Annotated in this window: 19 protein-coding genes and 1 pseudogene; 9 read left to right on the top strand and 11 right to left on the bottom strand. The window is 35.7% G+C overall.

Annotated elements, in window-relative coordinates:
- Window positions 1-15 precede the first annotated feature (15 nt).
- From CHRYMOREF3P_RS00140 to CHRYMOREF3P_RS24120, 8 genes and pseudogenes are all read right to left on the bottom strand, one after another.
- Window positions 16-1,200, bottom strand: a complete 1,185-nt coding sequence (locus CHRYMOREF3P_RS00140) for a sigma-54-dependent transcriptional regulator (RefSeq protein WP_047384561.1) — start codon at window positions 1,198-1,200, stop codon at window positions 16-18.
- Window positions 1,201-1,256: 56 nt separating this feature from the next.
- On the bottom strand, window positions 1,257-1,916 hold the full coding sequence (locus tag CHRYMOREF3P_RS00145) for a YggS family pyridoxal phosphate-dependent enzyme (protein WP_077414406.1): 660 nt from the start codon (window positions 1,914-1,916) through the stop codon (window positions 1,257-1,259).
- 75 nt (window positions 1,917-1,991) lie between these two features.
- Window positions 1,992-2,858, bottom strand: coding sequence for a polysaccharide deacetylase family protein (locus CHRYMOREF3P_RS00150; RefSeq protein ID WP_180563511.1), 867 nt, complete (start codon window positions 2,856-2,858; stop codon window positions 1,992-1,994).
- Window positions 2,859-3,152: 294 nt separating this feature from the next.
- Window positions 3,153-3,883: pseudogene (locus CHRYMOREF3P_RS24360) on the bottom strand (DUF72 domain-containing protein).
- A gap of 4 nt (window positions 3,884-3,887) precedes the next feature.
- Complete coding sequence (locus tag CHRYMOREF3P_RS00160; RefSeq protein ID WP_180563512.1) at window positions 3,888-6,749, bottom strand: heavy metal translocating P-type ATPase; 2,862 nt, start codon at window positions 6,747-6,749, stop codon at window positions 3,888-3,890.
- A 174-nt stretch (window positions 6,750-6,923) separates the two neighbouring features.
- Complete coding sequence (locus CHRYMOREF3P_RS00165) at window positions 6,924-7,484, bottom strand: helix-turn-helix domain-containing protein (RefSeq protein ID WP_180563513.1); 561 nt, start codon at window positions 7,482-7,484, stop codon at window positions 6,924-6,926.
- A complete protein-coding gene (locus CHRYMOREF3P_RS00170; RefSeq protein WP_077414396.1) occupies window positions 7,481-7,876 on the bottom strand; it encodes an acyl-CoA thioesterase in 396 nt (131 codons plus the stop codon). Before CHRYMOREF3P_RS00170 ends, CHRYMOREF3P_RS00165 begins: the two co-directional genes overlap by 4 nt.
- A gap of 97 nt (window positions 7,877-7,973) precedes the next feature.
- Window positions 7,974-8,093, bottom strand: a complete 120-nt coding sequence (locus CHRYMOREF3P_RS24120) for a DUF6157 family protein (protein ID WP_317169713.1) — start codon at window positions 8,091-8,093, stop codon at window positions 7,974-7,976.
- Window positions 8,094-8,577: 484 nt separating this feature from the next.
- Here CHRYMOREF3P_RS24120 and CHRYMOREF3P_RS00175 point away from each other — a divergent pair, with 484 nt between their 5' ends.
- Together CHRYMOREF3P_RS00175 and CHRYMOREF3P_RS00180 are read left to right on the top strand one after the other, a co-directional pair.
- Entirely contained in the window at window positions 8,578-8,943 is a 366-nt protein-coding gene (locus CHRYMOREF3P_RS00175) for an RNA recognition motif domain-containing protein (protein WP_047384580.1), read from the top strand.
- 138 nt (window positions 8,944-9,081) lie between these two features.
- Window positions 9,082-9,834, top strand: coding sequence for a hypothetical protein (locus CHRYMOREF3P_RS00180; protein ID WP_180563514.1), 753 nt, complete (start codon window positions 9,082-9,084; stop codon window positions 9,832-9,834).
- 58 nt (window positions 9,835-9,892) lie between these two features.
- Here the strand turns inward: CHRYMOREF3P_RS00180 and CHRYMOREF3P_RS00185 are convergent, their stop codons facing one another.
- From CHRYMOREF3P_RS00185 to CHRYMOREF3P_RS00195, 3 genes are read right to left on the bottom strand one after another with little or no spacing between them, the layout of a single operon-like run.
- Complete coding sequence (locus tag CHRYMOREF3P_RS00185; protein WP_180563515.1) at window positions 9,893-11,677, bottom strand: DUF4153 domain-containing protein; 1,785 nt, start codon at window positions 11,675-11,677, stop codon at window positions 9,893-9,895.
- A 24-nt stretch (window positions 11,678-11,701) separates the two neighbouring features.
- Window positions 11,702-12,199: a BlaI/MecI/CopY family transcriptional regulator gene (locus tag CHRYMOREF3P_RS00190; RefSeq protein ID WP_077414391.1), complete on the bottom strand. Its 498-nt coding sequence runs from the start codon at window positions 12,197-12,199 to the stop codon at window positions 11,702-11,704.
- 8 nt (window positions 12,200-12,207) lie between these two features.
- Complete coding sequence (locus CHRYMOREF3P_RS00195) at window positions 12,208-12,810, bottom strand: phosphatase PAP2 family protein (RefSeq protein WP_077414389.1); 603 nt, start codon at window positions 12,808-12,810, stop codon at window positions 12,208-12,210.
- Between the two features lie 200 nt (window positions 12,811-13,010).
- Here CHRYMOREF3P_RS00195 and CHRYMOREF3P_RS00200 point away from each other — a divergent pair, with 200 nt between their 5' ends.
- The 7 genes from CHRYMOREF3P_RS00200 to CHRYMOREF3P_RS00230 all read left to right on the top strand — a co-directional run bounded on the left by CHRYMOREF3P_RS00200 (window position 13,011) and on the right by CHRYMOREF3P_RS00230 (window position 19,605).
- Complete coding sequence (locus tag CHRYMOREF3P_RS00200) at window positions 13,011-13,442, top strand: NIPSNAP family protein (protein WP_077414387.1); 432 nt, start codon at window positions 13,011-13,013, stop codon at window positions 13,440-13,442.
- Window positions 13,443-13,759: 317 nt separating this feature from the next.
- Window positions 13,760-14,761 (top strand): pyruvate dehydrogenase (acetyl-transferring) E1 component subunit alpha, encoded by a 1,002-nt coding sequence (pdhA, locus tag CHRYMOREF3P_RS00205; RefSeq protein WP_047384590.1) that lies wholly within the window; start codon window positions 13,760-13,762, stop codon window positions 14,759-14,761.
- An 86-nt stretch (window positions 14,762-14,847) separates the two neighbouring features.
- Window positions 14,848-16,443: a 2-oxo acid dehydrogenase subunit E2 gene (locus tag CHRYMOREF3P_RS00210; protein WP_180563516.1), complete on the top strand. Its 1,596-nt coding sequence runs from the start codon at window positions 14,848-14,850 to the stop codon at window positions 16,441-16,443.
- A gap of 292 nt (window positions 16,444-16,735) precedes the next feature.
- Window positions 16,736-17,404 carry an ABC transporter ATP-binding protein gene (locus tag CHRYMOREF3P_RS00215; RefSeq protein ID WP_047384594.1) on the top strand — a complete coding sequence of 223 codons (669 nt, stop codon included), beginning with the start codon at window positions 16,736-16,738 and terminating at the stop codon, window positions 17,402-17,404.
- Window positions 17,405-17,420: 16 nt separating this feature from the next.
- The gene (locus tag CHRYMOREF3P_RS00220; protein WP_180563517.1) at window positions 17,421-17,999 is read left to right on the top strand and encodes a murein L,D-transpeptidase catalytic domain-containing protein; all 579 of its coding nucleotides are present in this window, start codon (window positions 17,421-17,423) and stop codon (window positions 17,997-17,999) included.
- 17 nt (window positions 18,000-18,016) lie between these two features.
- Window positions 18,017-18,694: a RadC family protein gene (gene radC, locus CHRYMOREF3P_RS00225; RefSeq protein ID WP_077414381.1), complete on the top strand. Its 678-nt coding sequence runs from the start codon at window positions 18,017-18,019 to the stop codon at window positions 18,692-18,694.
- Entirely contained in the window at window positions 18,691-19,605 is a 915-nt protein-coding gene (locus CHRYMOREF3P_RS00230) for a hypothetical protein (protein ID WP_180563518.1), read from the top strand. Before radC ends, CHRYMOREF3P_RS00230 begins: the two co-directional genes overlap by 4 nt.
- Window positions 19,606-19,666 lie beyond the last annotated feature (61 nt).

Consider the following 19,666-nt stretch of genomic DNA (forward strand, 5'->3'; position numbering starts at 1 on the left):
TAAATAATAGCTTTATTATTTCCTTACAAAACTTGCAACGTCACCTTCAGAAACAGTGTTTCCACCAAGAATAATCAATCTTTCCACAACATTCCTTAGCTCCCTGATATTTCCAGTCCATGAAAGAGATTTTAAAGCATCAACAGCTTTATCATCAAACTTTTTCACAGCAGTACCATGCTCATCAGCAATCATACCTGAGAAATGGTCAACCAGCAATTTGATGTCCTCTTTTCTGTCATCCAATGGTGGAACATAGATTTCAATAACAGATAGTCTGTGGTAAAGGTCTTCTCTGAATTTCCCTTCCTCAATTTCTTTCTGCATATTCTTATTGGTTGCCGCAATAACTCTTACGTCAACTTTTATTTCTTTATCGCTTCCTACAGGAGAAACTTTGCTTTCCTGAAGAGCTCTCAATACCTTAGCCTGAGCAATAAGACTCATGTCACCAATCTCATCAAGGAAGATGGTACCACCATTAGCCTGCTCAAATTTTCCCTGCTTATCCTTAATAGCTCCTGTAAAAGATCCTTTTACGTGTCCGAAAAGTTCAGATTCAATAAGTTCAGACGGAATTGCGGCACAGTTTACCTCTATCATAGGACCTCTTGCACGTTCACTTTGATTGTGGATGGCATGGGCTACCAATTCTTTTCCGGCACCGTTAGGTCCTGTAATCAGAACTCTGGCATCAGAAGCGGCTACTTTTTCGATCATATCCTGAATCTTTTGAAGAGCAGGAGAATCACCGATCATCTGGTATTTTTTATTTACTTTTCTCTTTAAGGTTTTGTTTTCAGTCTGAAGATTTTTGTTTTCTTTCTTCAGGGTTTCCTTCACCAAAGCGTTTTTTACACTCGTAATCAATCTGTTGATGTCAATTGGCTTGGAGATAAAATCGTATGCACCCTCTTTTAAACAGGAAACAGCAGAATCAATATCTGCGTGGCCTGAGATCATGATAAAAGTAGTTTCTGGTTTTAATGCGAGACTTTGCTTCAAAAGTTCAGTTCCTGAAAGTTTAGGCATTTTAATATCGGAAATCACCAATGCGAAATCTTCTTTTTCTACCTGTTTGTAACCTTCAAGGCCATCTTCAGCGATAACAAATTCATAATCGGTTAGTTCATCCGAAAGAATACTGTGAAGTACTCCCGAGATTGCTTTTTCGTCTTCTACTATAAGGATTTTTTGCATAGTTGCAAATTTAAATTTTTTGTTTCAATTATTAGCAAAAACTATACCTAAATATTCTATTTTGAATAGTCTCTTCTTCCAAAAATTGCAGATCCAACTCTCACAGAGTTAGCACCACACTCAATAGCTGTCGGGAAATCATCACTCATTCCCATTGATAATGTATTTAGCGTTTTTAATTGATCTAATTCATCAAAAAGTCTCTTCAGGATTAAAAATTCATTTCTTACCTGTTGCTCATCATCCGTGAATGTTGCCATTCCCATTAAACCGGTAATTTCAACATTGGGAAATTGATCTTCAACATACTGTTGAAACAGATCTTTCGCTTCAGAAATTTCAAGCCCGAATTTACTTTCCTCAGCCGCAATTTTTACCTGCAGGAGAACCTTAATAACCCTATTGTTTTTTCCTGACTCTTTGTTGATTTCTGCTAATAATTTTTCAGAATCCACACTTTGTATCGTGTCTATGAAAGAAGCAATGTATTTTACTTTATTGGTCTGTAAATGCCCGATAAGGTGCCATTGGATATCCTGAGGAAGGAGAGGGTATTTCTCCATCAGTTCCTGTACCTTATTTTCTCCAAAAACTCTCTGTCCCAGATCGTATACTTCCTGCACTGCGGAAGTGGGGTGTGTTTTCGAAACAGCAACCAGCTGAACATTGGATGGCAGCTGATCTTTTATGGATTTATAATTTTCTTTAATACTCATAGATGCAAATTTCCGAAAATTCCCTGACAGTTGCCAGCGATGAATACATTTTACATGGCCCTTTTTATACAAAAATTAATTCAAAACTTCATTGATCTTAGGATATTGAGAAATCTTTCTGAAAACAAATTTGTTGCTTTTCTGCAGTTTTTCAATAAAAAGATCCAGCTCATTGATAGAGTCTGTATCTCTGAGATATTGATCATGAGTAAGGAAAACAAGGTGTCTTGAAGTTTTTTCAAGATCGTTAAAGAAAATACTGTCAACTTTCTTGATCATTGCTTCATGGCTTCCTTTTAAAGTCATTTTCTGGGAAGGTCTCCATTCAAGATCCCAGCCGATTACTTTGTAACCTGCCTTTTTAAGACCATCTGCAGCTGCAGTAGAACCTTTGATATCGGTTACATTAATATTGTTAAGCCTCCAGATATTTCTTCCGGGAGTTCTTGCTATTTTATCAGAAAGCTTCAGGCTGTCTTTGGCGATATCAAAATCATGTACTACAGATTCAGCATTTTTATAAAAATCGGTGTATTTGTTATGGGCATGACTAAAGCTGTGGTTGGCCAGTTCTACGAGAGGATTTTGCTTCAGAAGCAGCAGATCGTCTTTTTGTTTTTTGCTTCCATAAGCATGTTTTCCCACCAGAAAGGCGGTTGCACAAACATTTCTTTTATCCAGGATTTTTAAAAGATTTTCGGTTCCCTGATTAGGACCGTCATCAAAAGTAAGGTAGATCACTCTTTTATCCGGGTCTACGCTTTCATCATCCATTTTGGGGGCTATTTCTGCGGAAGGATGCTCCTGTGAATTGACGACGGGGTCATTATTCACTTCATTTTTAAAATTACAGCTATACAATAAAGCCGAAGTTGCACTCATCAATGCAAACATCCCGAGAAAAGTCTTATTTGTTGACTTTCCCGCAAAAATTTTTCTCATAAAGATAATGGAATTTAAATTGTTAAAAATCGTTAAAAATAACAATTGAAAGTTAACAAATTACATGCCATGCTGTACATGTTTTTTCTTTTTAAGTTTATTTTAAGAACTTTATTTTAAAGGGTATTTCCATTACCTGAGGAATTGTAGAGTTATGATTTGGTTTTCTTTAGATTTTAACATTTATAAATATGAAACTAATAGTTTTTCTCTATATTTATTGGTGTTTCAATATTCTTCATGTAGTGGGGAATTATTTTAGGTGTAGAATCAGATTGTTACAATAAAAGGTAATTATTTTTCTAAAATGCTTTTTAAGTACAGGGAATTTTTAATGGCCGCAGTTCCCCAGGTATTATTAAAGAATATAAAAGCGGTTTGCTGGGAGTTTTTAATTTTTCCGGCAAGTTCATCCAAAAAGGTTTCACTGTATTCAGATTTGTAAAGGACAGGCTTACCGTGAAGTCTGTAGTAGAGTATGGCTGGATGGTTAACAATCATATCTTCAGGGAGCTCAGCCGGAAAACTTACACCGGAAAAAACAATACCAAGATCTTCCAGCAGATCAAAGATTTCTTTTTGCCACCATGAGTTGTGCCGGAATTCAATGACGTTCAGAAACGTATGATCAATAGAACTGATGATATGTTCTATATTTTCCGGAGTATTTTTAAAGAAGGAGGAAGCTGGTATAGAAATCCGGAGAGTTTGTCCTTCAGATGGCTTTGAATATGACTGCAGAATGCAGCAATCTCTTCTTTTGAATTTTCAAGACGGTTTTGATGGGTAATGGATTTTGGAATCTTAATGAAAAACCTAAAAGAATGGGGAGTTTCATCATACCATTTCAAAAGTGTTTTTGAGGTGGGTTTTCTATAAAAGGTAGAATTTATTTCTACGGTGTTGAATGTTTTTGAATATAAAGAAAGAAAATCTTTACTCGGGGCATTTTCAGGATATAAAGACCCTTTCCAGTCGTTATTATAAAATCCTGAACACCCTATGTAAAGATTTTCTTTTGTCATGATGCTATTTTTTATCCAGATCCACGGAGTTTAATCTCAATGAATTCAGAATCACAGAGAGGGAACTGATGCTCATTGCAGCAGCTGCAATCATAGGTGATAACAGAATTCCAAAGAATGGATACAATAATCCTGCCGCTACCGGAACTCCCAATACATTATAGATAAATGCAAAGAATAAGTTTTCTTTAATGTTTTTGAGAAGCTTTTCACTTAATAATTTCGCTTTTGCAACACCCAGAATATCTCCTTTTAACAAAGTAATTTCAGCGCTTTCAATGGCTACATCAGTTCCTGTTCCCATGGCGATTCCTACATTAGATTGGGCAAGGGCAGGAGAGTCATTGATTCCGTCTCCGGTCATAGCAACGATCTTACCTTGTTGCTGCAGTCTTTTTACCTCATTCAGCTTATCTTCCGGAAGACAGTTGGCTTTGAAATGTTTGATTCCTAATTCATCGGCAACGGCTTTGGCAGTGTGCTCATTATCTCCGGTCATCATAATTACATCAATTCCTTCGCTCATCAGCTGTTTAACTGCTTTTTTGGAGCTTTCTTTAATTTTATCCGTAAAACTTATGAAGCCAAGTACCTGCTGATCCTGTGCGATATAAGAGATTGTATGTGCCTTTGACTGTACTTGCACGGCTTTTTGTTTTAAACTTTCCGGAATGGCGATATGATGTGAGGTCAACAGATTTTCATTTCCTAAATAGGCTGTTTTACCATTAATATTTCCTTTTACTCCTTTTCCTGAAATGTTTTCAAACTGATCTACTTTTTCAGAAGTTATACTTTCTTCTTTTGCTCTTTTTATGACCGCATTGGAAAGTGGATGTTCTGAGTTTTGATTCAGAGAAAAAGCAAGTTTTAAAATCTGATGCTGATCTCCGGTTACTGTTTCAATATATTCTACAGATGGTTTTCCTTCCGTTAAAGTACCTGTTTTATCGGTGATCAGAACATTTACTTTATTCATTTGTTCAAGAGCTTCAGCATTTTTGATCAGGATTCCGTTTTTGGCACCTTTCCCGATTCCTACCATTAAGGACATAGGAGTTGCCAGTCCCAGGGCACACGGACATGCTACAATTAAAACAGCAACAGCGTTCACAAATGCAAATAAGGTTCTTTTTCCTTCCGGGCCAAAAAACTGCCACAGGATAAAGGTAAGTACCGCGATAAGAATGACCACGGGAACAAACACCTTCGAAACTTTATCAGTAAGTTTCTGGATTGGAGCTTTGCTTCTGCTGGCTTCATTGACCATTTTAATGATCTGTGAAAGCAGTGTTTCATCACCTACTTTCTCAGCTTTCATTATGAATACCTGATTACCATTTATCGTTCCCGAAGACACCTTATCATCTATATTTTTTTCAACAGGAACAGGTTCACCCGTGATCATACTTTCGTCTACGATAGAATTTCCTTCAGTAATTTTTCCGTCCACAGGAATTTTTTCACCTGGTTTTACTTTTAATAAATCTCCGATTTTCACCTGAGAAAGTAGTACTTTCTTTTCTTCACCATTTACAATAAGGTTGGCTTCATCTGGTGAAAGATTCATCAGCTCCTTGATGGCATTACCTGTTTTCTTATGAGCGGCAGCTTCCATTAACTGGCCTAAAATAACAAGGGTTAAAATCACACAGACTGCTTCAAAATATAATGGGATTTCATGATTGTGGCCACGAATTTCATGCGGAATAATATCCGGAAATACTAAAGCAACAATACTGAAAATAAATGCGGCAGCTACACCCAGCGCAATAAGGCTGAACATATTGAGATTCCATGTTTTAAAAGAAACCCAGCCTCTTTTCAGAAGAAACCATCCGGAATAAAACATCACCGGAAGAGTTAAAGCAAGTTCAATAAATCCCTGAATCTGATGAGAAAAAGGAAAATTGATAAACATTCCACCCATTGATAGAATGAAAACAGGAATGGTAAATGCCAATGAAGTAATAAACTTTCTCTTTAATATATTATAGGTTTCATCCTCTTCATCATCGCCGCTGTCCGGCATTCTTACGAGATCCATTCCACAGATCGGACAGTCTCCCGGTTCGTCACGAACGATTTCCGGGTGCATAGGGCATGTGTATTTTGCGGTTTTCTTTTCCGGATACTTTACCAGATCCATACCGCAGACGGGACATCCTACGTTGGAATCATAGGTTTTATCACCTTCACAATACATAGGACAGTAATATCTGCCAGCCATTTCATCAGTTACTTTGGGAGCATCATGGTTATGACTGTGGTGATCATGATGATGAGCGTGGGAGTGAGAATGATGCTGGTGTGAACCTCCTTTTTGAATAAGCTCTTCTGTGATCGGTTCTAAATGCATATGGCAGACAGGACAGTCTCCTTTTTCATCGTACACTTTATCACCTTCACAAAACATAGGACAATAGTATTTTCCGATACTGTCTTTGAAGTTTCCGGGAAGGTTGGTTGCGGAAAAAGTTGGCTTATGATTGGGATCTTTGGCTAGTTTTTCTTCAATAGGTACCAGGTACATTTTGCAGACAGGGCATCTTTCGCCTTGTTTGAAATATACTTTATCTCCTTCGCACTCCATTGGACAATAGTATACAGAAGACGGTGATACCCGGTCCTGAGGTTTTATAAAGGCTTTCTCTGGATTATTCGGATCTTCAAGTCTGTATTTTCCTATTTCTGCCAAAGCATCGTTTAAAACTGAAAGTTTTACTTCATGATCAGAGATAATTGTTGCGGTATTGTTTTCCAGATTGACATCGGCTTGAACACCTTTAACACTGTTCAGTTGATTTGAAATCTTTTTCTGGCAGCCGGAACAGGTCATTCCGAGTATTTTATACTGTTGTTCCATGATTCTTAAATTTATACTACAAATTTCCAAAATGGAATGCTAAGGTTGTTATAAATTTAAGGATAATAGTTATAAAATTAGGTTGGAGGAATAGGAGTGTTGCAAGGGGAGAGCATTTGTAAATGAAATAGTAATATATAACTCCTTCACCCAAATACTCTCAAATGTTCTTACTTATAGATTATCAAGTGCTTTGCGGTTGTGCTCTTTAAGTTTTTTGAATTCAGTGGGGGTGAATCCGGTTATATTTCGGAATTGGGATGAAAGGTGCTGAACGCTTTTATAGCCAAGCTTTCCGGCAATTTCAGTAAGGTTGAATTCATTATAGAGAAGAAGCTCTTTTACCTTTTCAATTTTCTGAAGAATAAAGAATTGTTCTAAGGTGATATTTTCGTTTTGTGAAAATGTTTTTGAAAGTGCACTGTAGTCCTTATGAAGTTTTGAACTTAAAAATTCTGAAAGCAGAAAGTCTTCAGCAATATCAAGGTCGCTGATCTTTATAATGATCAGGTTTTTGATTTTTTCAATAATCTGATGTGAAGAATCCATAATTCTTTCAAAACCAGTATTAAGCAGTTCTTTTTCTATGGCCTGCATTTTTTCAGGAGAAACTTCAGTTTCTGTTTCTGCTTCACCTAATAAGACGACGCTTGTTTTTACATCTGCATTACGGAAGATGGTTTCTACTGCCGCAATGCACCTGTTACAGACCATATTTTTTATGAAAATTTTCATAGACTGCTGTTTAACCTGTCTTTTACGAATTCAATCTGGGTTTTGCCATGAGCAGAAGGATTGCCTTCCGCATCCAGGTTTACCATTACGATTTTTTCTACAGTAATAATGGTTTGGTGAGTCATCTTATTTCGTACATCACATCTTAAAGTAACAGAGGAGGAACCGAAATGAGTTGCCTCAATTCCTATTTCTATAATGTCACCCTGCTTAGCAGAACTTACGAAATTAATTTCTGAGATAAATTTGGTTACCACTTTTGTGTTTTCCAACTGGATAATGGCATATAATGCTGCCTCTTCATCGATCCATTGAAGGAGTCTTCCTCCGAAAAGAGAGTGATTAGGATTTAAGTCTTCAGGTTTTACCCATTTTCTGGTATGGTAGTTCATATCTTTTAATAATTTGTAGCACAAATTTAGTGTTAAAAGCTGATGTTTTCAAAAGAATAGCATTTATTGATCTGAAAATAATGATTCATTTTCTCAATCATTTTCTTTTGGAGCGCATGGCTTTTGTTTTTGTGGCAGAAGTGTCATTCAGGAAATCCTGATATTCTTTACTTTCTATAGGGAACAGGGCAACTTTCTTATCTTTATTATGATGGATTCCGAATCCATATCTTTTAACTAAAGGAGAAGATCAAAGGCAGGCCTGGCCTGGGAAACAGGGCAGGCTTCGGCTGTTTCAATAAAGGTGTTCATATAATTAGTAGTGTATTGTTTCATTTTCTGACATTTAATTGATGTTTTTATTGAATCCAGCTAGTAAGAGATCTTATGAATATAATTCTATCTTGTGGATTATCAAAGTTATAGATGTCTAATATTTTTTTATTTAAAAAAAATTAACTAATTTTATAATAATGAATTTACAAATATAATCACTTGTAAATCAACATGTTTTATTATTGTTTGGTTGTTTTTAACTTTTGAGATTCAACATAATGTGAGAAATATGTAAAAAAAGCTTTGATTTGAAATTTTTAATTGTATCTTGCATACGTTTATATTTGGAATCAATATTTGTTCATTAATTTATGTTGTTTTTCTTTTATATACCAAATTTTTATTAATTTTTTAATTTATTTAAAATGAACATTTTTGTTTCAAACATCAATTACGCAACTAAAGAGTATGAGTTGCACGATCTATTCGCAGAATTTGGTGATGTATCATCAGCTAAAATCGTTACAGACAGAGAAACTGGTCGTTCTAGAGGTTTCGGTTTCGTAGAGATGGGTGATGAAGAAGGACAGCAGGCTATTGAAGCTCTTAATCAAAAAGAATTCAACGGAAAAGCTCTAAACGTATCTGAGGCTAAGCCTAGAGAAGAAAAACCAAGAAGAAGCTTCGACAACAACCGTGGCGGAGGTTATGGTGGTGGTAACAACAACCGTGGCGGAGGCTATGGTGGTGGTAACAACAACCGTGGCGGAGGCGGCGGAAATCGTTGGTAAAAAATATGAAGCGGCTTAAAGCCGCTTTTTTTATATAATTTAATTTCCAGTAAATCATTTGATTAGAGTTTGTATTGAAATATTGAGGTGTTTTGGCATAATTTTAGAAAATTATCAATCAATCAAAAAGTAATTATAATGAAAAAACATTTATTAGCATTAATGATGGTGTTTGGTGGATTATTAATCAATGCACAAAACATTTATACGGGTCAGAGCCTAGAGCAAAACAGAAAGTATTGGGCAAGTAACAACCGATATTATCTGATTTTTCAGAATGATGGCAACCTTGTTTTATACAATAGAGCTGGTGCCTCAATGTGGGATGCCAAAACAAATAATAAGGGAGTAAGAGCAGTTTTTCAGGAGGATGGAAACTTAGTAGTTTATACTCCGGGAAACGGAGTGGCTTTCAGTTCTAATACCAATGGCAGAAGAGCAGAAAGGTTAACTGTTCAGGATGACGGTAATCTTGTGATTTATAATGGTTCAAATCCTTTATGGGCGTCAAAAAGCGATTTAAAAAATGGCGGAAGAAATAATGGCTTCGGTCGCGGAAATGGTAATGTAAATACAGGACACAGATTCCGCAAAGGTGAAAAAGTATTTTCTCCTAATGGCAACTATTATTTAGGTTTCCAAAATGATGGAAATCTGGTTTTATCCTATGATAGCGGTGATGTAATCTGGGCAGCCGGAACAGATAACAAAGGAAGCAGAGCTGAATTTCAAGCTGATGGAAACCTTGTTGTATATGATTCTTATAATAAACCTGTCTGGAGTTCAAATACTTCCCGCAGAGGAGCGAATAAGCTTTCCGTACAAAATGACGGAAATCTGGTAATCTACGGAGATTATACTCCACTATGGAGTTCCGGAACCAATAGATAAAACATTTTCTATATACAATAAAAAAGACTGTCCCTGTGGCAGTCTTTTTTATGATTTATTATTTTAATCTTATCAGAATATAAACATTCTCATAATAAATGCTGGCCAGCTCATTATCGGAATATTTTTCTTTTGTAATTTCACTGAAAATAAGCTTGACATGGTACTTGCCCAAATCAGATTCCATTGCTATATCAGGAACTTTTACGGTGCCGTTTTTGTTTTTGTTTTCTTCAAATAAATGAATGATTTTCGGCCCAAAATCTACCTCTTCTTTAGAATTTAATCTCAGTCTCAATGAGGATTTATCAGTCAGCTGATCTATAAGTTCAAACTGGTCTTCATTCAGTTTCTGCGGGTCGCTGCTGTAACGATGGAAAGAAAGTAAATACTGATAGTTTTCGATTCCTATAATTTGTTTTTCAGGAACAAGAACGATTCTGTTCAGTTCGTAAGGTCTATTTTTAACGGTGATATTTACATCCGAAAATTTATTTTGAATAGTATAATTGATGCTGTAAAATGTACCCTTTTCAATATTATCAGATAACTCATTCTGATCTTTTTTATTCAGGAGACTTGATAAAAATTCACCTTGTTTTCTCTCTGCCAGAAATTCAAATTTATCAGCAATTTCATTACGGATTGTATCTGTAACTTTTTTATTAAAATTAATTTTACCGGCACTGATTAACTGATTTTGATTTAAAATATTCATCAGTTCTGTCTTCTGACTTCTCTTGGCAACACTGAAAGCATTAAAGTAAGGGAAGATTAAAGCAAAAGCTCCAAATAAAAATAAGCTGACTGGAATAAACTTTATTGTTGCCTTTCTATTGAAAATAAAGTAAATAACAATGCTGAGCAGCCAAAGTGCAAGAAGGAAAACAAAGTATCTCGGTTCTGTATAGCCATACTCCAGAATTCTTGTGAAAATAGCCGTGAAAAGCAAGATGATCAAAGGAACAATAGTATAGTAAAATGCCTTTGAAAATATCTTAACCCATGATTTTGCATTTTCCTCTTTTAATGGATGTACCAGAAGCAATGCCAGAATCCCAACAATGCTGTAGGCTAAAACAAGATAAGAAACCCAGCCTCTTGGAAGCTGCCAGTTGATCAGGATTTTAAAAGAATAAAAATAAAGAATTGCTACATAAATAAGCAGCAGCGGGATTAAGATAAACTGAGTGAAAAACTTTAAAACAACAGGATATGTTCCGTCTTTTTCAAGATTATTTAGCCCTTTATCACTGAATAAAAGAAAAATGAAACTACTCCCGAAAATAGCCAGAACAAAAAATGTATCTGTATAAATTCTGTGATGAAAATGAAAATCAAAAAGTTTATCAACAGCTAAAATGGCCAATTCAACTCCGCCGGTCAAAACGCCTGTGAATACAACAGTAAGGAAGAAATTGACAAAAAGATTTTTGTTATACTGCCAGAATCTGAGCTCTCTGTCTTTTTGAAGAAACGGAATAAAAGAAACCAATAAGTGGGAGAGAAGAGCCGTAATTGCAATGATATAAGCATAAACTTCGGTGAAATTATTCTTTTTATCAGGCAGGATACAGTAGAACCCAATAAGAAAAGCAACGCCACATAAGTGTAATAGTAACTCTTTCCCGATTCTCTGTGATACCATTTTCAGGGCAAACATGAGCGAAATACCGAGACAGGCACAAATAGTGAACTTTATATATGTTGTAACTTGTTCAAGCTCTGTTTCAACAATGCAGATGGCACCAACTGCAGCTAATAAAGCCACTGCCAGAACCATTGGATAACGGAAAATGACCTCATTAGCCCGGCTTAATGTTTCTTGGAATTTTGTTTTCATAATTTGGTGTTTTTGAGAGTAAGATTAATCTTTTTTCTTCTTTTTCTTTTTGTCCTTGTCCTTGTCCTTGTCTTTCTCTTTTCCTTTGGTTCTCTTTTCTTTTTTAGGACTTAAGATTTCTTCAGCAATTTCAAACTTCGGTTCTTCAACCTTTGCTGGTTTTATTTCGATTTTTAGATCAAAATATCCTTTCATATCTTCCTGGGAGATTAATTTTTGGCTTAATAAAAGCTCCAGGATTTCCTTCCCTGAATTATTAAAGAAGGTATGTGAAAGTTCTTTCAATAGAAATTTTTTATATCCTTCCAAAGGAACAAGCACTGTATATTTGAAAATTCTTCCTTCTTTTACGGTGGATAGATAGCCTTTCTCAACCAATATTTTCAAATAAGTTGAAACCGTATTCTGGTGTGGTTTAGGTTCCGGATGCTGTTCCATAACTTCCTTCAGATAGAAAGATTCCATTTTCCAAAACAGCTTCATAAAGTTTTCTTCTGCGGCAGTAAGATGATTTATTTTCATAGAGAATTCTAATGTTGAAATTGAATATTGCAATAAAGATAGATAAAAGATACCATAAAAGCTATTCCAGCTCCCATAAATACTTCTTTTACGGTATGTCTTTTTAAAATAACGCGGGTAATCCCGACCAAAGCGGCAATTCCCAGCCATAACAGACCCATTTTCCAGTTGAGGCTAAAAAATAATGCTGCTACAAATATATTGAATGCGGTATGCATCGAGCTTTTGATGAAAAGATTGCTGATCTGTAACGCAAAAAGAAGAATTAAAATAAACAGCATGACAAGATCAACAGATCCGTTTCTGATGTAATGGAAAAGAAGATAAGCAACCACACAGACTGCTATAAATATATACAGTGTTTTTCTTTGAACCCGGTTGGATACATCCATATTGGTATATCTTCCTGTTTTCACATTCCATACCAGCCAAATGACAACCGGGATAATAATCATTGCTAATATGGGAATGAAGTACATCATAGAATCTTTAAGAGTGTATTCCCTGATACTCATATATATGAAAAAAATGATCAGAGAGACCAGAGGATTGAAAAAATCGGAGATGACTTTTGAAATTTTGTGTAATAATGAAGACTGCTTTTCTTCCATAATCAAATTTAAAAACCAAATATACCAATATAACCTCAAAAACCAAACGAAAAAGCAGAGGGGTGAAAGGTGCTGGATTATCTGAAAATGACTCAATGTCAGTTGCTTTTGATAAATAAAATTTTTTTCAGCTTTTTTAAACTAATATTAAATTTTGCCGAAAATGTATACCTTTAGCTAACCAGTTTTAATCTTATATCATGAAACATTTATTCACATTCTTCCTGATAATTGCAGGTTGTTTTACTTTTGGACAAAAGCTTTCTCAGGAAAATACTTCTGCACTGCCAGCTCCTGTGCATCAGTTAAGAATTTATGAAGTTCCCAAAGAGAATAAGCAGGTTTTTCTGGACCGCTTCAGGGATCATGCACTCAGGATAATGAAGAAATATGGTTTTACTATTGTATCGATCTGGGAATCGGAATTCAGGGAAAAAACAGAATTTGTTTACCTGCTTGAGTGGAAAGATGAATATACAATGAAAACAGCGTGGGAAGGATTTATGGCAGATAAAGAATGGAAGGAGATTAAAGCGAGAACAGCAAAACAATATGGTAATTTCGTTAATGAAATTGAAGACAGAACCCTGAAACTTACAGATTTTTCCCCGGAAAAGAAGCTCTTGAAATAACCAAAAGATATATTAACAATAATTAAAGAGGAAAGAAACAGGGGCGCAAAAAGTAACAAATCCTGATGTCTCCGAATTATGTATTGTTTCAGAAAAACCATATGGATAGGCTGATTCCTTATATATCATGGTAAGAATGTAATGGATAAAGCGCCACCTCATCAGTCTTTCAAGGGGTCGAAAATTAAGAATAATCCATTCGGCCTGCAAATAGATTTTACAGAAAAAACGAAAAGTTATCTATGTATAGAATAAAAACAAAGTTTTTTTCATAATTTTGCTCAACTATTTCATCATAAAAAAGCAAGAGCTAACACATGAAAGAATTTTCTAAAGAGGTATACCTGAAGTGGTATGAAGATATGACAATGTGGAGAAGGTTTGAAGACAAATGCCGTTCTCTTTACCTAAAACAAAAGATCAGAGGATTTTTACATTTGTATAACGGTCAGGAGGCTATTCCTGCAGGATTCACGCATGCCATGGATCTGACAAAGGATAGTATGATTACTGCTTACAGATGTCACATCCATCCAATGGCGATGGGAGTAGATCCCAAAAGAATCATGGCTGAACTTTGCGGTAAAGCTACAGGTACATCCGGAGGTATGGGTGGATCTATGCACATTTTCAGTAAAGAACACCGTTTTTACGGAGGACACGGTATCGTTGGAGGACAAATTCCTTTGGGGGCAGGGATTGCTTTTGCAGATAAATATTTCGACAGAAAAGCAGTGAATATCTGTTTCTTCGGAGATGGAGCTGCAAGACAAGGTTCTTTACATGAGACATTCAATATGGCGATGAACTGGAAACTTCCTGTAGTATTTGTGGTAGAAAACAACCAATATGCAATGGGAACTTCTGTAAAAAGAACAGCCAACCACGAAGATATCTATAAACTAGGATTAGGATACGAAATGCCTTGTCTTGCTGTAGATGCAATGGATCCTGAAAAAGTAGCTGAAGCTGCTTATGAGGCTATTGAAAGAGCAAGAAGAGGAGATGGACCTACATTCATTGAAGCAAGAACATACCGTTACAGAGGACACTCTATGTCTGATGCTGAGCCATACAGATCTAAAGAAGAAGTGGCTATTCATAAAAACGATGACCCAATTGAGCTTGTAAAACATAGAATTTTAGAAAACGGATGGGCTACGGAAGCAGACTTGGAAGCGATGGATAATAAATCAAGAGACTTCGTTGAGGAGTGTATTGAATTTATGGAAAATTCTCCATATCCAGAGGCAGAAAAGATCTATGAGTATGTATATGCTCAGGAAAACTATCCATTCCTAGACAAATTAGAAAATTAATAATTAGATAATTTGAGAATTTGAAAATGAATTAGATTTTTTAATTCTCTCATCATCACATTAACAAATTATCATATTAGAAAATTATGGCAGAAGTAATTACGATGCCCCGCCTATCCGACACTATGACGGAAGGTAAAGTGGCAAAATGGCATAAAAAAGTAGGAGATAAAGTAAAAGAAGGAGATATTTTAGCGGAAATTGAAACCGATAAAGCTGTTCAGGATTTTGAATCTGAAATAGAAGGTACCCTTTTATACGTAGGCGTAGAAGAAGGAGGCGCTGCTGCTGTAGACTCTGTTTTGGCTATTATCGGGAATGAAGGAGAAGATATTTCAGGATTGACAGGTGGAGCTGCTGCTCCCGCTGCAGGAACTGAAGAAAAAAAATCAGAAGAACAGCCTAAAGCAGAAACTGCTGCCCCTGTTGCTGCGGAAGTTCCGGCTGGAGTAGAAGTTATTACAATGCCAAGACTTTCTGATACAATGACAGAAGGTAAAGTAGCTAAATGGCACAAAAATGTAGGAGATACAGTAAAAGAAGGTGATCTTCTTGCTGAGATCGAAACAGATAAAGCAGTACAGGATTTCGAATCTGAATTCAATGGCGTATTATTGAAGCAGGGTGTAGAAGAAGGAGGTGCTGCTCCGGTTGATTCTGTATTAGCAATCATTGGTCCTGCAGGAACAGATGTTTCTGCTGTAGGAGCTCCAAAAGCTGAAGCTGCATCAACTGAAAAACCGGCTGAACAGAAAGCAGAAGTTAAAACAGAAGAAAAAGCGGCTCCTGCTGCAGACTCTTCATCTTCTGACAGAGTAGCAATCTCTCCACTGGCTAAGAAAATGGCTCAGGATAAAGGGGTTGATATCCACAGTGTTCAGGGATCTGGTGAAAACGGAAGAATCGTTAAAAAAGATATCGAAAACTATCAGCCAGCTGCAAAACCAGCTGCTTCAGCTCCAACAGCAAATGCTGCTCCGGTTGCAGTAAGCTTTGTACAGGGTGAAGATACAGAGACTCCAAACTCTCAGGTAAGAAATATTATTGCAAAACGTCTTTCTGAAAGTAAATTCTCTGCTCCTCATTACTATCTGATGGTTGAGATCAACATGGATAAAGCTATTGAAGCAAGAAAAGAAATCAATTCTTTACCTGATACTAAAATCTCTTTCAATGATATGATCATTAAAGCAACTGCAATTGCTTTAAGAAAACACCCTCAGGTAAATTCAAGCTGGGCAGGTGATAAGATCATCCATAGAGGAAATATCAATATTGGTGTAGCAGTAGCTATTCCTGACGGATTGGTAGTGCCTGTATTGAAAAATACAGATCAGATGACATATACACAGATTTCTGCATCCGTAAAAGATATGGCTTCAAGAGCTAAGAGCAAAGGTCTTAAGGCTAACGAAATGGAAGGATCTACATTCTCTATTTCCAACTTAGGAATGTTCGGAATCGAAACCTTTACAAGTATCATCAATCAGCCAAACTCTGCCATCCTTTCAGTAGGAGCAATTATCGAGAAACCAATCGTAAAAGATGGTCAGATCGTAGTTGGAAACACAATGAAACTTTCATTGGCATGTGACCACAGAGTTGTAGATGGTGCTACAGGTGCTCAATTCTTACAGACATTAAGAACATATTTAGAAAGTCCATTAACATTGTTACTGTAATTTTCTAAAATGAAAATATTGAAACCTCCCAGCTTGGGAGGTTTTTTTGTTTTGGCTACATTAAAATGCAGATTCTTAATAAACTTATAGGAGGGAAATAAACTCTGAAAAAGAGAAAATACTTTTTTACATGCGTTTTATAGCTAAAACATGAAGAAAATAATTAAAAAAATTAATAGAAAAGACCTATATAAATGGATGAAGAAAATCTAATCGTAATAAAAGTAAAATAAAATACAAACCGCTTCAAAAAGCGGTTTTTTATTTGAAGGCAATTCACTATTTTTGAATCATGATTAAAGCAAGAAATATCCATAAATCTTATGGGAATTTAGAAGTACTGAAAGGAGTTGATATCCATATCAAAATGGGCGAGGTAGTTTCTATTGTTGGAGAATCAGGAGCAGGTAAATCTACGTTACTGCAGATTTTAGGAACGCTGGATCATCCGAGTCAATCCAACAAATATGATACTGAAATTGAAATAGCAGGAGAATCATTTATTAATATGAATGATAAACAGCTTTCAAAGTTCAGAAACCAGAATATCGGTTTTGTATTTCAGTTTCATCAGCTTCTTCCTGAGTTTACAGCGCTGGAAAATGTATTGCTTCCGACAAAAATTGCCGGAGCCAATGAAAAAGAAGCACTTGAAAAAGCTTATGCTTTATTTGAAGATTTAAAAATAGAACAGAGACTACAGCATAAACCCAATCAGCTTTCAGGTGGAGAGGCGCAAAGGGTAGCTGTAGCAAGAGCTTTAATCAACTCACCGAAAATCATTTTTGCAGATGAACCTACAGGTAACCTGGATTCTAAAAATGCGGATGATCTTCACAGATTGTTTTTTGATCTTAGAGACAAATACAATCAAACTTTTGTAATTGTAACCCATAACCCGAATCTTGCAGAAATTACAGACCGCAAGCTCGTTATGAAAGACGGAATGATCATAGAATAGAAGTATACAATAGCAGATGATGAAACACCTTATTTTTCTTTTTATAATTTTAATTTCCTGTTCAAAAGCTGAATCCCAGCAGTTGAATTCACTGGATGTGCCTCAGGCAAGGATTTCGGAAATTAAAAACTATATTAAAGGAAAAGAGTATAATCAGGAATTGGCTGTTTTTATCAACTTTAAGATACCTTCCGGGAAATACCGTTATTTCATTTATAATCTGAAAAATAATACAATTGTACAACAAGCCGTTGTATCCCATGGTTCAGGTTCAGTCATTCCACGGTCTGATGCTTTAAAATTCAGTAATATTGAAGGTTCCTATCAGTCGTCTTTGGGAAAATATGTCATTGGAGAAAGCTATGTAGGAAAGTTTGGTAAAGCTTACCGGTTAAAAGGGCTTGATTCTACGAACAGCAATGCAATGCAGAGGGCAATTGTCCTTCATTCCTACGGATGCATTCCGGATGTGGAATCTCAGACTCCGGCATGTTTAAGCTTAGGATGTCCGATGCTTTCGGTGAATGCTCTGAAAGAAACAGCAATATATATTGATCAGTCGACTAAACCGATGATCCTGTATGCATTTTATTAATTCATAATCTTTTTTTCATGGCTATAAAATTTCTTGCAGAAGATGACAGACCCAGAGAAAAGTTTTTGCAGAAAGGCAAAAGCTCACTTTCTGATTCTGAGCTGCTGGCTATTATTATGGGAAGTGGAAATAGAGAAGAAGATGCTCTGGAACTATCACGGAAAATTTTAGCCTCTGTTAATAACAGCTGGCATCAGTTGAGCTTACTTTCTGCTAAAGATCTGATGAAATTCAAAGGGATTGGAGTCACAAAAGCGATTTCAATTATTTCAGCTTTAGAAATCGGAAAAAGAAGAACGGTACAGGAAATTCCTGAAAAAGCAGTAATTGGTAACAGTAATGATGCTTATCTTATTCTTCAAAACCAGCTTTCTGACTTAAGAACAGAAGAGTTCTGGGCTATTTTCCTTAACAACAGTAACAAAGTGATTCATGTTTCCCAACTGACTCAGGGAGGAATAAGCCAATCTATTGTAGATGTAAGAATTCTGTACAAAACAGCACTGGATCATTTTTCAACGGGTATTATCATTGCCCACAACCATCCTTCCGGAAGTTTAAAACCAAGCCGGGAAGATATCAGTATTACACAAAAAATAAAAGAAGCAGGAAATACTTTAAGTATCCAGCTTTTAGACCATATTATTGTCACGCAGGATTCCTATTTTAGTTTCTCGGACTCAGGATTATTATGATTAGAAGATTGAAATACCATGAAATTAATTTTGTAAAATATGCTCAATGTTTAGAAAATTCCGAACAAAGAAAATATTCTGCTACAAAAGATTTTTTAGATATAACTTCTACAATGCCATGGGAAATTCTCGTTTATAAGGATTATGAGGCTGTGATGCCTGTCCCTTTTGTAAGAAAATATGGGATGAAAATTGTTCATAATCCGAAACTTTGCCAGCAGCTTGGTGTTTTTTCTGTTAAAGATAATCTTGAACTTAATGAGGCTTTTTTAGAATATCTAGAAAAAAATTACATGATCAGGGCCTATCCGTTCAATGATGTAAACCAGTTTCGAACGAAGATCAGAATCAAGAAGAACTTTTTATTATATCCCAATATTTATGAGAAAGTACGTGCCAATTATTCTCCCAAAAGAAAAAGAAAACTTCGTTTAGATGAAGAAGTTTTAAAAGAATCAGAAGTTAAAACCATTTCTTTTAACAAAGCAAAGACTTTTATAGAAGCCCACACGATAGGGTTGAGTAAAGACAATGATTTGTGTGAATTCATGAGGATTTTTGAGAGTTTTCATAAGTTGGATTACCTGAAGTTCACAGCTTTTTATTATCAAAACAAGATTATCAACGTAATAGCTACTTACAGAGACTGTAACATGGTGGCACTTTTGGGTAATTTTAATGATAAAGATTACGTCAAATTATCTGGAGCTTCAGTATTGATTGATACTCTTATTAAAGATAATATCGAAACTCATATTTTTGACTTTGAAGGGGGAGAGCTACCCAATATTGAAGAATTTTTCAGAGGTTTTCGCCCGGAATTAAGACCTTACGGAATTATCGAAAATTCAAAAAAGAACCTCTTTAAAAAATTAGGGTATCTTATCATGAGAGGGAAGTCATTTTTATGATGAAAAGCATTGTTTAGATTGGTTCTAATTAAGTAATATTCCGTAACTTTATAAAATCCTT

The sequence above is a fragment of the Chryseobacterium sp. JV274 genome (assembly GCF_903969135.1).
In the GTDB taxonomy this organism is placed as follows: domain Bacteria; phylum Bacteroidota; class Bacteroidia; order Flavobacteriales; family Weeksellaceae; genus Chryseobacterium.